General features: G+C 67.8%; 15 protein-coding genes. 3 read left to right on the top strand and 12 right to left on the bottom strand.

Annotation, left to right across the window (positions count from 1 at the left end; all coding sequences use genetic code 11):
* Window positions 1-184 precede the first annotated feature (184 nt).
* Window positions 185-799 carry a nucleoside/nucleotide kinase family protein gene (locus AC1D12_RS10530; protein WP_477840335.1) on the top strand — a complete coding sequence of 205 codons (615 nt, stop codon included), beginning with the start codon at window positions 185-187 and terminating at the stop codon, window positions 797-799.
* Window positions 800-821: 22 nt separating this feature from the next.
* Here AC1D12_RS10530 and AC1D12_RS10525 read toward each other — a convergent pair whose 3' ends face one another.
* From AC1D12_RS10525 to AC1D12_RS10515, 3 genes are all read right to left on the bottom strand, one after another.
* Window positions 822-1052, bottom strand: a complete 231-nt coding sequence (locus tag AC1D12_RS10525) for a DUF1161 domain-containing protein (protein ID WP_047511396.1) — start codon at window positions 1050-1052, stop codon at window positions 822-824.
* A 95-nt stretch (window positions 1053-1147) separates the two neighbouring features.
* On the bottom strand, window positions 1148-1744 hold the full coding sequence (locus AC1D12_RS10520; protein WP_477828775.1) for a YqhG/Tai3 family protein: 597 nt from the start codon (window positions 1742-1744) through the stop codon (window positions 1148-1150).
* A 70-nt stretch (window positions 1745-1814) separates the two neighbouring features.
* Window positions 1815-3125: a PQQ-dependent sugar dehydrogenase gene (locus AC1D12_RS10515; protein WP_477840333.1), complete on the bottom strand. Its 1311-nt coding sequence runs from the start codon at window positions 3123-3125 to the stop codon at window positions 1815-1817.
* A 243-nt stretch (window positions 3126-3368) separates the two neighbouring features.
* Here AC1D12_RS10515 and AC1D12_RS10510 point away from each other — a divergent pair, with 243 nt between their 5' ends.
* Window positions 3369-3839, top strand: a complete 471-nt coding sequence (locus AC1D12_RS10510; RefSeq protein WP_047511402.1) for a BON domain-containing protein — start codon at window positions 3369-3371, stop codon at window positions 3837-3839.
* A 51-nt stretch (window positions 3840-3890) separates the two neighbouring features.
* Here AC1D12_RS10510 and AC1D12_RS10505 read toward each other — a convergent pair whose 3' ends face one another.
* Complete coding sequence (locus AC1D12_RS10505; RefSeq protein ID WP_477840329.1) at window positions 3891-4139, bottom strand: hypothetical protein; 249 nt, start codon at window positions 4137-4139, stop codon at window positions 3891-3893.
* A gap of 784 nt (window positions 4140-4923) precedes the next feature.
* Window positions 4924-5850 carry a hypothetical protein gene (locus AC1D12_RS10500; protein ID WP_477840327.1) on the bottom strand — a complete coding sequence of 309 codons (927 nt, stop codon included), beginning with the start codon at window positions 5848-5850 and terminating at the stop codon, window positions 4924-4926.
* 490 nt (window positions 5851-6340) lie between these two features.
* Between AC1D12_RS10500 and AC1D12_RS10495 the strand changes: the two genes are divergently transcribed.
* On the top strand, window positions 6341-8227 hold the full coding sequence (locus tag AC1D12_RS10495; protein WP_477840337.1) for an ABC transporter ATP-binding protein: 1887 nt from the start codon (window positions 6341-6343) through the stop codon (window positions 8225-8227).
* Here AC1D12_RS10495 and AC1D12_RS10490 read toward each other — a convergent pair.
* The 7 genes from AC1D12_RS10490 to AC1D12_RS10460 form a co-directional block, all read right to left on the bottom strand.
* Window positions 8219-8770, bottom strand: coding sequence for a hypothetical protein (locus AC1D12_RS10490; RefSeq protein WP_477840325.1), 552 nt, complete (start codon window positions 8768-8770; stop codon window positions 8219-8221). The two genes, AC1D12_RS10495 and AC1D12_RS10490, sit on opposite strands and share 9 nt — an antisense overlap.
* A gap of 178 nt (window positions 8771-8948) precedes the next feature.
* A complete protein-coding gene (locus tag AC1D12_RS10485; RefSeq protein ID WP_477840323.1) occupies window positions 8949-9875 on the bottom strand; it encodes a peptidylprolyl isomerase in 927 nt (308 codons plus the stop codon).
* Window positions 9876-9922: 47 nt separating this feature from the next.
* Window positions 9923-10123 carry a hypothetical protein gene (locus AC1D12_RS10480; protein ID WP_047511412.1) on the bottom strand — a complete coding sequence of 67 codons (201 nt, stop codon included), beginning with the start codon at window positions 10121-10123 and terminating at the stop codon, window positions 9923-9925.
* A 132-nt stretch (window positions 10124-10255) separates the two neighbouring features.
* Window positions 10256-10741 (bottom strand): DUF2127 domain-containing protein, encoded by a 486-nt coding sequence (locus AC1D12_RS10475; RefSeq protein ID WP_477840321.1) that lies wholly within the window; start codon window positions 10739-10741, stop codon window positions 10256-10258.
* The gene (locus AC1D12_RS10470) at window positions 10738-11055 is read right to left on the bottom strand and encodes a 2Fe-2S iron-sulfur cluster-binding protein (RefSeq protein WP_465113191.1); all 318 of its coding nucleotides are present in this window, start codon (window positions 11053-11055) and stop codon (window positions 10738-10740) included. Before AC1D12_RS10470 ends, AC1D12_RS10475 begins: the two co-directional genes overlap by 4 nt.
* The gene (dbpA, locus tag AC1D12_RS10465; protein WP_477840319.1) at window positions 11052-12470 is read right to left on the bottom strand and encodes an ATP-dependent RNA helicase DbpA; all 1419 of its coding nucleotides are present in this window, start codon (window positions 12468-12470) and stop codon (window positions 11052-11054) included. The genes AC1D12_RS10470 and dbpA overlap by 4 nt, the downstream gene beginning before the upstream one ends.
* 35 nt (window positions 12471-12505) lie before the next feature.
* On the bottom strand, window positions 12506-13350 hold an 845-nt coding region (locus AC1D12_RS10460; RefSeq protein WP_477840317.1), incomplete at its 5' end, for an aminotransferase-like domain-containing protein.

Raw genomic sequence — 13350 nt, 5'->3', positions numbered from 1 at the left:
CGACATGTCGAGCCGGTGCACCACCAGCGCATCGGCCACCGCGGCCTGCACGCGCGAGGCCTGGTTGTCGAGCCCGGCCTCGCCGCGGCCGGGCACGGCCAGCAGGCCGCTCGGCTTGTCGACCACCAGCATCGAATCGTCGAGGTACAGGAAAGCGGGGTTCATCGGTGCAACACTGGCGGGCATGAACGAACAGGCATTGGCCCGCGCACGGGCATTGATCTCACGCGGCGGCCGCCGCATTCTCGGGCTGGTCGGCCCGCCGGGCGCCGGCAAGTCGACCGTCGCGCAGCAACTGGTCGACGCGCTGGACGGCGCCGCGGTGCTGCTGCCGATGGACGGCTTCCACCTCGCGAACGTCGAACTGGCCCGGCTCGGCCGCGCCGGCCGCAAGGGGGCGCCGGACACCTTCGATGCCGGCGGCTATGTGGCCCTGCTGCAGCGGGTGCGCGGCCAGCAGGCCGGAGGCGGCATCGTCTACGCGCCGGAATTCCGCCGCGAGATCGAGGAGCCGATCGCCTCGGCCATCCCGATCCCGGCCGAGGTGCCGCTGGTGATCACCGAAGGCAACTACCTGCTGCTGGAGCGCGATGGCTGGGCCGGCGTGAAGCCGCTGCTCGACGAAGCCTGGTACGTCGACGTGGACGACGCGCTGCGGCGGCGCCGGCTCGTCGAGCGCCACATGCGCTTCGGCCGCAGCGAGTCCGAAGCCCGCGCTTGGGAGGCCGGCACCGACCAGCCGAATGCCGAGCTGATCGCTGCGACCGCGCCACGCGCCGACTGGCGCTGCGCGGTCTGAGCCGGCGGGCTGGCCGGTCGCCTTATTTGCGGCCGTAGGTGATCTTCTTCGCGCCGCTTTCGCAGCTGCCGACGACCTTGGCGTCGCCCACCTTGTCGGCGTCGACGATCTCCAGCACGTAGCCGGTGACCTGCTTGGCGTCGAGCTTGGCGGCGATCTCGGTCTTCAGTTCGTCGCAGGACTTGCCGGCGGCGAAGGCGGGGGCGGCGACCAGCGTCAGGGCGGCCAGGGCGAGGGTGAAGGTGGCTTTCATCGGGGTTCTCCGTGGGGTTGTCTTTGAGGTTTGAGGACGGTGGTCCGGCGCGCATGGTGCCACGCCGCGCGCGGCCCGTTGTTTCATTGGCAACTTCAGGGACAGCTGCGCAGTTCACGGCCGGTCCACTTCAGCGCCGGATCGGGGCGCTCCAGCTGGTCGGTGAGCACGCCGCTGAGCCGGCCGCTGTTGCCGAACGCGAAATTGCCGCCGTAGTTCACGTCGGCGATCAGCCAGCGGCCGTCGACGCGGTTCAGCACGACGGTGTCGGTCCAGCCGGTCGCATCGTTCTTGCCGCCGGCGTCGAAGAACATGCGCACCGGCACCCAGGCGATGTCGCGGGCCAGCCGCGCCGGCTGGGCCTTCACGCGGCTCGGGCCCTCGAACAGGCTGGAGTAGAGGTCGCCCTCGACGAACGGCGGCTTGTCGCCCGGTTGCGTCGCGAGGAAGGCCTCGTCGTAGCGGTGCGCCGTCTGCAGCAGGCACTGCAGGCGCGGCGTCAGCAGGCTGGCGATCAGCTTCAGGGCAGGCCCGTCGGGCGCGCCGCCGTTCGGCAGTTGCGCGATGCGCAACTCGTAGAAGGCCTGCACGGCGGTCTGCGGGCTCGCGGTGGCGTCGGCAGCGTTGGCGTCGTGCGAGAGGACCTGGGCGGCCAGTGCCAGGGCGAGGGTCAGCAGGGCGGAGCGGTGCATCCGCGGATTGTCCCCGGCCGGTGGGGACCGTAGCGCGTCAGCAATTCACGCCGCGCGCCGGTTCATCGTGTCAGCGTGTTGCCACCGGCCGCACCCGCCAGATCACGTTGCCGACGTCGTCGGCCACCAGTAGCGCGCCCTGCTTGTCGAGCGCGACGCCGACCGGGCGGCCCTGCGCATGGCCTTCGGACGACAGAAAGCCGGTCAGCACATCGACCGGCGGCCCGGAGGGCCGGCCTTGCGCGAACGGCACGAAGATCACCTTGTAGCCGCTGTGCGGCTTGCGGTTCCACGAGCCGTGCTGGCCGATGAACATGCCGTCGGCGAAGGCGGTCGGCAGCGCATTGCCGCGGGCGGCCGCGAGGCCGAGCGAGGCGGTGTGCGGGCCGAGCGCGTAATCGGGTGCGATCGCGCGCGCCACCATGTCGGGCTGCGGCGGCTTGACCCGCTCGTCGACGTGCGCGCCGTAGTAGCTGAACGGCCAGCCGTAGAAGGCGCCATCCTTCACCGAGGTGAGGTAGTCGGGCACCAGGTCGCTGCCGATCTCGTCGCGCTCGTTGACGACGGTCCACAGCGCACCCGTCTGCGGCTCGAAGGCGAGGCCGTTCGGGTTGCGCAGGCCGGAGGCGAACACGCGGTGCGCGCCGGTCTTCGCGTCGACCTCCCAGATCGCCGCGCGGCCTTCCTCGGCGGCGAGGCCGTTCTCGCCGACGTTGCTGTTGGAGCCGACCGTCACGTAGAGCTTGCTGCCGTCGGCACTCGCGATCAGGTTCTTGGTCCAGTGGTGGTTGAGCGTGCCGCCGGGCAGGTCGACCACCTTGGTGCCGCTGCCCGGCAGGCTCGTCGCGCCGGGCGTGTAGTCGAAGCGGACGACGGCATCGGTGTTGGCCACGTACAAGCTGTTGCCGACCAGCGCCATGCCGAACGGCGACTGCAGGTTCGAGAGCAGCACGCTGCGCGTCTCGGCGATGCCGTCGCCATCGGCATCGCGCAGCAGCGTGATGCGGTTCGCGCTGGGCACGCCGGCACCGGCCTTCTTCATCGTCATCTTCATGAACCAGCCGCGGATGCCCTTGCCRTCKTCSGGCTTCGGGGGCGCRTTGSTTTCRGCGACCAGCACGTCGCCGTTGGGCAGCACGCTGAGCCAGCGCGGGTGCTCGAGGCCGCTCGCGAAGGCCTGCACTTCGGTGCCCGCGACCGCGGTCGGCTTCACGCCGCTCGGCCAGCCGGTGGCCGGCGCGATGTTGACGAGGGGGATCAGGCTCTTGTCCRGCGGCGGMAGCTTCGGGTTCGGGCCGGTGCCGTCGGCGACCTGCAGCGTGGCGGGGCCGCCGCAGGCGACCAGCGCGAGGAGGGTCAGCGAAGCGGTGAAGGTCTTCATGGAGCAGCACTGTCCGACCGATGGCGGAAGAGGCTTGTAGGCAGTCGGAGCAAGGTGGTGTCGGACGGCGCCGCGATGCGCGACGTGTGGGCGTCGTCCGACAGGCATCGACGCCTCCGACTGACGGCGCTCGCACCGTGTTGCGCCTAAGGTTGTGCCGTCTCAGGACAAGGCTGCGGTGGCATCGGTGCCGCTGCAACTCGCTCAACCAGATCGCCCTCGGGCGCATGACAGGAGAGAACCATGAACAAGCACACTCTGACGACGACGGCCGCTGCAGTCCTGCTCGCGGGCGTGGCCCTCACCGGTTGCGGCAAGCGCGAGGCAGCGGAATCGACCGCGGCGAACACGAACGACAGCGTCATCGCGCAGGCCGAGCAGAAGGGCCGCGACATGCAGGCCGATGCATCGCGCGGCATGGACCAGGCCAAGCAGGCCGGCCGTGACCTCGCACAGGACGCCAAGTCGGCGACCGACAAGGCGGGCGACAAGGTCGCCGACGCGGTGATCACGACGACCGTGAACGCCGAGCTGGCGAAGGACTCGAGCCTGAGCGCGCTGAAGATCAACGTCGACACCGACAACGGGCGCGTCGCGCTGCGCGGCACGGCGCCGAGCGAGGCGGCGCGCGAGCGCGCGACTCAGCTGGCGTCGAACGTGAAGGGGGTGGTCAGCGTCGACAACCAGCTGAGCGTGGCGCCGGCGAAGGGCTGATCCCAGGCGGCGACCGGCAGCGTGCCGGTCCCGCGTTTCCTGGATTTTTGTTCAGTGATCGGTGGTCAGTTCACTGTCCTTGGAAGAGTCGGGTGATATCGCCTGACGCGAGGTCTTCCACTGGGTGACGATTCGCTCGATGTTGGCTTGTTGCGTCTCGGGGCCCGATGTGGTCGCTTCTCTCTTCGATCCAGATGCACGTTGTCGTTGTTGGGGCGTGGCGCGATCGGGCGCAAGCAGCAGCGCCGCCCGGCGAGATGCCGGATGGGGTGGGTCGGAGGGCGACATCTTGATCACCATCGGCTCGAATGGCGGCAGGGGTGTGCGCGTGCTTGGTACAGAGGTCGAACGCGCATGCGCCGTGGGTTGTCTCCTCGCCGCGAGAGGCACTTTAGGGGGTGTGTTCGGAACCGATTGGAGATCGGTGACAGGTCTCCGACGGTCTGTCAGCGCTGGGAAGAGTTGCGGAGATCGAGACCTTTCCAGGCCCTCGGGCTGCGGGCGACTCTCCTTTTGCGCCGTCAAGTCAGCGATCGTACCGGGATCAAGGTTCAACAACTCGGCGAAATACCGACCACGCAAGGGTGAACCCAATGGTGGCTCATCCGGTATGGGCGTCGTCTGTGGCAGGTGAATCGTCCGGCGGCTGATTGCCTTGGATGCCTGTACCCGCAAATCTCTGGAATTCGTACGTTTGGCCTGGCCGAACTTGTGCCGCCGGATCACTCCAGCGTTGGGTGACTTGTCCGAGTTTTGAGGATCTCCGAGCGTGGCGCGCGTCGCTGGCGGATTGGACTTCGGTCGCTTCCCGACTTTCGTGATCGGACGATGCAGATCGTCTGCGGTGCTGGCGTCCGTGATTGGACTCAATGAGACGTGGGCGGCGGAGCGCCCTCGCTCTACAGTGGCCAAAATTTCCGGTGTTTTCGGGCTGACCTCGCTGGGGGCGTCAGATTGATCTGTCATGCGAGAGAGCTCTGCGGCAGACGTTCCATACGGCTTCATCGATGCACTCCTGCACAGGATAAGGATCGGAGCCCGTGAGTGGGTTCGAATGAAGGATCGGTTCCGGCATCAGCGAGGTCTATTGCTTTTCGCTCTTCTCCGCGAGGAGCATTTCAATTTGCTGTGTCAATTGGCGGACGCGTTGCTTCAACTGATCGTTCTCGCCCAGCAATTGATCGTGAGCGTCCTTCCAGGAACGAGTCTCCGCCTTCAACAGCCGGATCGTCTCTTCAGGCCGCGCGGGCGACTTGGGTTGCAATTCGGTACCATCCACGTCCCCATGTTTGCGTGGCGACAGGCTCTTGTTGATGCGCTTGACGAAACCATCTTGAAGCGTCTGCTTGCCCTCGGTGCGCGACCGGTCTGGAAGGGATGCGCGCCTGGCGGTCTTTTTCTGATCGACGGGCTGGTGTGATGAGTTTGGAGGTTTTCCCTCGTGGGGCCGAGAGAGAAGCCGCCCGAGGCGAGAAGGCTTGCGAGGCGAGGCCGTTGGCGAACTCACGGAGGACTCAGTACGGGCAGCAAACTTGTGAAGTGTCGTGTGCGCATGACGTCGCTGCAGCAGCGGCTTCGACTTTTCTTCAAACTTCACCTTGCGTTCCGGCCTGTCATCGTCAATGTTGCGCGGTGGTGTAGAGCGCAAACTGCCTTGGTGAAAGCGGGTCACTTTTGGCTTCTCGTCAACGATCGTCGATCGCCTCGGTGAACTGGATGTGGCCGTACGCTTCCCGTCGCGGGTGTCCGATCTGGCCGAGCCAAGTGACGAGAGCTTCGTCCGTGGGCTGTGGATATGGCTGTCGGTTCGTGAAGCGAGCGCTTTTTTCCCCCGTTCCTTGAGGTCGATCGACGAAGCAGTCGGCAAGGCTGGCACGGCATTGAAGCGTTTCAACGGAGCGCCTCCGTCGCGCCCCTCGGATGTCGTTGTGATGAAAGGATCTTCTTGCGGCGGCTCGAGACTTTTGAGCAGTTCGAGAAGCCTGTTCGCGTGGTCGATGTTTTCATCCATGCGCTCCCGGATTGATGGCGGGCGGGGTTGTTCATCCGCGTTGGCCGTTGTGTCGGGAGCAACTGGGTGGATGCCTGGGTTGGAAAGGTCTAGCTTGGGTCGAGGAATCACGACAACTCCGTGGAGCAAGATGTTCGGAAATGAACAACGAGCACTGAGTCACCGTGACGCTCCGCCGGTTCCACACGAACCCCGAAAAGCAAAAGGGCCACCGCAGGGTGGCCCTTGTAGCTACCGAACATCGCTCGGAGTCGAACGAGACGGAGTCTTGGCGCCGGGTACGGGTTCCGGATTCCGCCCAGTGGTGCGGTCGGTTTGTCGCCTTGATGGGATGGGATTGTGCCGTGCTCCGCGCGCGCCCATCGTTCGAAAAGGGTAAGGAAAGCAACGCTTGTCAGTCGATGGCAGCAGCGAGCGGATAAGCTCCCGCCCTCGGCGCCACCATGCCACCCTGTTTCGCGTTCCCGCCCCACCCGTGGAGATCCCTCGCGTGTTCCGCTACTTCGAGAACCTGCTGCACCCGTATCCCGATGCCGTGCCGGTGCCGCCGCCGCGCGGCTTCTTTGCCTTCGTCTGGGCGTGCACGCTGGGCTCGCGCCGCTTCGTGCTCGGCATGATGCTGCTGACCGCCGCGTTCGGCGTGTTCGAGGCGATGCTGTTCAGCATGATGAGCCGCGTCGTCGACTGGCTCGGCGCAACCAAGCCCGCCGAGCTGTGGCCCACGCACAGCCTCACGCTGCTGCTGTTGGCGGCGATCCTGCTGGTCAGCCCGATCGCCGCGGCGTTCCAGACGCTCTTCAAGCACCAGGCGCTGGCCGGCAACTTCCCGATGCGCCTGCGCTGGAACTTCCACCGGCTGATGCTCGCGCAGAGCATGAACTTCTACCAGGACGAGTTCGCCGGCCGCGTCGCGGCCAAGGTCATGCAGACCTCGCTCGCGGTGCGCGACACGGTGATGATCCTCACCGACGTGCTCGTCTTCGTCATCATCTACTTCACGACGATGGCCGCGGTGGTCGGCACCTTCGACGYGCGCCTGCTGCTGCCCTTCCTCGGCTGGCTGGGCCTGTACATCGCGGCGCTGCGTTACTTCGTGCCGCGGCTGGGCAAGATCGGGCAGGCGCAGGCCGATGCGCGTTCGCTGATGACCGGCCGCATCACCGACGCCTACACCAACATTGCCACCGTCAAGCTGTTCTCGCACGCGCAGCGCGAGGCCGGCTTCGCGCGCTCGGCGATGCAGGAGTTCATGCAGACCGCCTATGCGCAGATGCGGCTGGTGAGCGGCTTCGAGATCGTGAACCACAGCCTGAGCATCGGGCTGATCATGTCGACCACCGGCGCCACGCTGTGGCTGTGGGTGCAGGGCGAACTCGGCATCGGCGCGGTCGCGGCGGCCACCGCGATGGCGCTGCGCCTGAACGGCATCTCGCACTGGATCATGTGGGAGATGGCGTCGCTGTTCGAGCACATCGGCACGGTGCACGACGGCATCAACACCTTGTCGCGCCCGCAGGCGGTGGTCGACCGGCCCGATGCGCGCACGCTGTCGGTGACGCGCGGCGAGATCCGCTTCGAGCAGGTCGGTTTCGCATACGGCGGCAGCAAGCCGGTGATCGACGGCCTGTCGCTGCACATCCGCCCGGGCGAGAAGATCGGGCTGGTCGGGCGCTCGGGCGCCGGCAAGTCGACGATCGTGAACCTGCTGCTGCGCTTCTACGACGTCGAATCGGGCCGCGTGCTGATCGACGGGCAGGACATCGCCRSCGTGACGCAGGACAGCCTGCGTGCGCAGATCGGCATGGTGACGCARGACACCTCGCTGCTGCACCGCTCGGTGCGCGACAACATCCTCTACGGCCGGCCCGATGCCGACGATCTGCAGATGACCGCCGCGGCCAGGCGCGCCGAGGCGCATGAGTTCATCCAGGGGCTGACCGACCCGAAGGGGCGCCAGGCCTACGACGCGCATGTCGGCGAGCGCGGCGTGAAGCTCTCCGGCGGCCAGCGCCAGCGCATCGCGATCGCCCGCGTGATGCTGAAGGACGCGCCGGTCCTGTTGCTCGATGAGGCCACCAGCGCGCTCGACTCCGAGGTCGAGGCGGCGATCCAGGCCAGCCTGTACCGGCTGATGGAAGGCAAGACGGTGGTCGCGATCGCGCACCGGCTGTCGACCATCGCGGCGATGGACCGGCTGATCGTGCTCGACAAGGGGCGCATCGTCGAGGAGGGCGACCACCGCAGCCTGCTGGCGCAGGGCGGGTTGTATGCGCGCCTGTGGGCGCATCAGAGCGGGGGGTTCCTGGGGGAGGAGGCGGAGGATGGTGAAGAGGGCCCCGAGTCGGTGCGGCAACCGGGGGCGACGGTCTCAATCTGAGAAAGCGTCTGAGCTTGCGTCCGTGACGAGAGGCCGGAAGATCGGTCGCTCATTGTGAAAATCAGCGGCATCGAAGGCTAGCCAAGTGCACGCGGTCTCCAACTGAGCTTTGCCTTGTTTGAGCTGCTGTGGTGAAAAGGTGAGAGCAGGCTCCCGCCTGATGTCGATCATGTCGCGATGCCGTACGGTCTGTTCCACGACCACGATGTTGCCGCCGCTGTGCGCCTGCAGTTCGAATCGGATGGCGCAGAAACTTTGCTCATCATCAGAGATGACCACCGACGTGGTCGGGACCATGTCCTTGTATTTGGCCAGTTGACCGGCCAGATCCAACATCAAGGGCCGCTGGTCGGGGGAAAACACATTGAGGGTCGCAGCGACAGATTGCATGTTCTTGCGAGTGCGGCGTATTTCCTTCTCGGTGGCTGTTTCTCGAGGCTTCAGGATCGGTAGCGACCACCGTCTCGCGGCTTTCCCGGGTTGCGTCGATTCAGGCAGAAGTGCTTCCAGATGCTCAGTCGAACGGCTTCGTTGGAACTTCAACGATGTTCTTGTCTCACGCTCTGGCTGTGCGTTTCTTTGCGTTGTGGGAGACACGAACTCCCGGATCTTCCTGAAGAGGAGCATGACATTTCTCGCCCGATGATGAATTGCAGCCTGTGTCACGCCGCAGGACAAACAGTTCCATCGGGTTCATGGCCTACCCCATTGCGCGGCCCGACTACCCAGAAGTTTTCTTCACCCGCACCGGCACTGTCGCATTGCAGACATTGATGTGCCGCGGGCTGTGCACGAACCACTCCTCGCGCCGCACGCGCCGGGCCTCGAGCAGGGCACGCCAGGTCGCGGTGCCGGTGCGCATCACCTCGAGCGCCGGCCGTTCGGCATCGGGCATGTCGGCCAGCAGCCGCACGCGGCGGATGCCGCCACGCTGGTCGGGCTGCGCGTAGAAGCCCATCTCCGCGGTGCCGCGCCGCAGCGAGGCCAGTTCCTGGATCCCCTGCAGCACCCGCCCGACCAGCGTGATGTTGAGGTCCAGCCCGCGCGGCGCCTGGCCGATCACCGCGTACAGCTCGCTGCCGTTGCTGCTGTCGACCGCCATGTCGCGGCCCGCGCCGACCATGCCGTAGCAGTGCGTCAGCCAGGCCCGGCCGCTGCGCGGATCGGCCGCCACCGGCATGCCGTCGACGAAGCCGGTCACCGGGGCCCAGCCGTCGAGGTCGGGAAGCCGGGTGAGCGGCAGGCCCTTCAGCGGCACCGAGAACTCGGCCGGCAGCTTGCGATGCGCGCTGCCCAGCGGCCGGGCCTTGTCGGCCGATTCGGCATCCGGGTCGCCCCATTGCGCGACGTAGTTGTCCTGCACGCGCACGACCGCGAGGCCGTCGAAGAAGCCCTCGTGGGCCAGCGTGCGGATGTTCTCGACGTGCCGCGGCGCGAAGCGCGGGGCGAGTTCGATGACGATCGGCCCGCTGCGCGGATCGGCGAGCTCCATCACGACGGTGTCGGCCGGCGCCAGCGGGCGCCAGTCGCTGGCGGCCGAGCGTTCGATCACCTCGGCGACGGTCGGTGGCGCGGCCCCGGCCCACGGCGTCGCGATGAAAGCCAGTGCGGCGCAGAGCGCGCGCGGAACGGAACGCGAGAGAAACATGGGCCGACTCCGTGAGAACAGGGAGCGGCCACGATATCAGCCCCGAATCAGCGGTGGCCGTCCCAGTCGCGCCGGTCGTGGTCACGCCAGTCGCGGCCGGGGCCCGGGCCGTAGTACGGCGCCGGTTCGACGATCACGGTGCGCTGGCGGTAGCCACGGGGTGGCACGACGATGCAGGCGCTCAGCAATTGCGTCACGGCAACGATGCCGACCAGGCCCAACATGCGGCGGTTCAGAAAGCGTTTCATCGGGGGTCTCCTGCAGGCCGTACAGCGGCCTTGCCATGACAACGGGTGCCGTCGCCTCGATGTTGACGCGCCCGCGTTGCTGCGAGGTAAAGGGCGGGTATCTGTCTGTTCGGCTTGGGGGCCGCAGCGCCGCTATCCGACGTTGATGACCGTTTCCGCGCGCCGTTGCCGCTCCAGCATCCACAGCAGGTAGACCACGACCGCAACATTCAGCAGCAGCGTCGCGACGCGCAGCGCGCTCACATGCTGCAGCAACTCGTAGAGCTCCACCGGCACGTAGATCGCACCACCCGCGGCGCCCAGCCAGGCACCCCAGCGGTAGCCGCGCCACAGGCCATACGCTTCGGCCRGCCGTACGCTCGCGTACAGCGCCGCCAGGCCGGCCAGCAGCCACAGCCGTGCATCGGTGAGTTGCGAACTGGCTTCCAGGAAGATGTGCGGGAAGTGCCGGTCCGGGTCGAGGTGCAACCCGGCGACCAGCGCCTCGGCCAGGTGCCGCACGTCGCGGTGCAGCAGCGACAGCAGCCCGAAGCCGCCGGCCAGCACGGCCAGGCCCTTGATCGCCTCGAACAGCGCGACCAGTTGCATCGTGCGCGGCGGATGGGGGCGGGCGCTCATGACGTCAGCGGCCGCGCGGCGGGCGCATCGATCACGAGATCGCTGCGCGGCTGGGCCACGCACGGCAGGATGAATCCTTCGGCCTTCTCCTCGGCGCTCAGGCCCGGCCACTCGATCGGGTACTCGATGCGGCCGCTGACGAGCTTGCAGATGCAGGCACGGCAGGTGCCGTTGCGGCACGAGCTCGGCAGCCGCAGCCCGGCGAGCTGCGCCGACTTCACCAAGCCTTGCTTCGCAGGCGCCGCGAAGCGGAAACCGCCTGGCTCGACGACGGCTTCGAAGGGCGCGGCGCTGCCGGCTTCACCGCCGCTCATTCGGCCGATGCCTCGTCCAGGAACCTCACCTTCACCTTGCGGCCCTTCAGCTTGCCGCTGTTCAGCCGCTGCAGCGCCTGCTTCGCGATCGCGCGATCGACGGCCACGTAGGTCGAGAACTCGCCGACCTGGATCTTGCCGACCTGCGCCGCGGTGAAGCCGGCCTCGCCGGTCAACGCGCCCAGCACGTCGCCGGGGCGGATCTTGTCCTTGCGCCCGCCGAGGATCTGCAGCGTGCGCATCGCCGCGGTCAGCGGCCCGCCGCCGCTCGGCGTCAGCTCGGCGAGCTTGTGCCATTGCGACTCGCGCCCCTGCACCTGCTCGATCTGGCCGACGCGGCCCATCTCGTCCATGCTCGCCAGGCTGAAGGCCCAGCCCTCTTCATCGCCGCGGCCGGTGCGGCCGATGCGGTGCGTGTGCACCTCGGGGTCGGGCGTGATGTCGACATTGATCACCGCCTCCAGCTGCGCGATGTCGAGGCCGYGTGCCGCCACGTCGGTGGCCACCAGCACCGGGCAGCTGCGGTTGGCGAACTGCACCAGCACCTGGTCGCGSTCGCGCTGCTCCAGSTCGCCGTGCAGCGCGAGCGCCTGCACGCCCTGCGCCTGCAGCACCTCGACCAGGTCGCGGCACTGCTGCTTGGTGTTGCAGAACGCGATCGTGCTGGCCGGGCGGAAGTGGTTCAGCAGCAGGCCGACGGCATGCAGCCGCTCGTCGTCGCGCACTTCGTAGAAGCGCTGGCGGATCTTCGCGGCCGCGTGCTGCTCGCCGAGCTTCACCTCGCGCGGCTCGCGCAGGAACTGCTGGCTCAGCTTGGCGATGCCGTCCGGGTAGGTGGCCGAGAACAGCAGCGTCTGGCGCTGCTTCGGGCAGCGCTTGGCCACCGCGACGATGTCGTCGAAGAAGCCCATGTCGAGCATGCGGTCGGCCTCGTCGAGCACCAGCGTGTTCAGCGCGGCGAGCGACAGCGTCTCGCGCTCCAGGTGGTCGAGGATGCGCCCGGGCGTGCCGACGACGATGTGCGCACCGTGCTCCAGGCTCGCGATCTGCGGGCGCATCGTCGCGCCGCCGCACAGCGTCAGCGTCTTCACGTTGTCCTCGGCGCGCGCGAGGCGCCGGATCTCCTGCGTGACCTGGTCGGCCAGCTCGCGCGTCGGGCACAGCACCAGCGCCTGCACCTCGAAGCGCTTCACGTCGAGGCGCGCCAGCAGCGCGAGCGCGAACGCGGCGGTCTTGCCGCTGCCGGTCTTGGCCTGCGCGATCAGGTCGTGGCCGGACAGCGCGATCGGCAGGCTGGCGGCCTGGATCGGCGTCATCGTCTCGTAGCCGAGGCGGGACAGGTTCTCGAGGGTCGCGGCGGAGAGCGGCAGCTGGCTGAATGCGGCGGAGAGCGAGGGCGGGGGCGCTTGGGTCATGCGCCCGATTATCGGTGCGCGCCTTCGAAGGGCGTTCAGCGGGCAGCCGCACGGGCCAGCACGCGGCTCGCGGCCGATGCCGCCGACAGCCGCTGCGTCAGGTACTCGGCCAGCCGCACGTGCTGGCTGAACACCACGTTGAAGCGCAGGTGCGGGTCGCCGGCGTTGTCGGCCATGAAGGTGGCGCCGCGCACCAGCAGGATGCCGTTGCGGTAGGCATCCTTCACCAGTTCGTCGATGTCGATGCCGTGCGGCACCGTGCCCCACAGGAACAGGCCGCCCTCGCCGGGGTGGTCGAGCAGCACGCCGGCCTGCCTCAGCTGGCGGGTCGCCAGGCCGCGCGCGGTGCCGAGCTTCTGCTGCAGCCGGTCGACGTGCTTGCGGAAGCGCCCGGTCGACAGCAGCTCGAGCAGCACGTGCTCGTTCAGCGAGGCGGTGGTCAGCACCGAGAGGATCTTCTCGCGCAGCAGCGGCTTCAGCCACTGCGGCTCGGCCGCGATGTAGCCCAGGCGCAGCGCCGGGCTCAGCGCCTTGCAGAAGCTGGAGTAGTAGATGACGTTGCGCAGCTCCGACAGCTGCGCGAGGCGCGTCGGGTGGCCGGGGTGGAAGTGGCTCTGCACGTCGTCCTCGGCCAGCAGGAAGCCGTGCCGGTCGGCCAGCCCGAGGATGCGGTGCAGGTTGGCCGCGCTGCTGCTCCAGCCGGTCGGGTTGTGCAGCACGCTCTGAACGAAGAACATGCGCGGCCGGTGCGCGGTGCAGGCGGCCTCGATCTGCGCCAGGTCGGGGCCGTCGTGGCGCCGCGCGATCGGCAGGATGCGCACGCCCATCTGCCGCAGCCGGTCGAACAGCAGGTGGTAGCCGGGGTTGTCGACCATCACCG

This window comes from Rhizobacter sp. P1_G5 (assembly GCF_056405435.1).
This window is presented reverse-complemented; position numbering and strand designations above follow the sequence as displayed.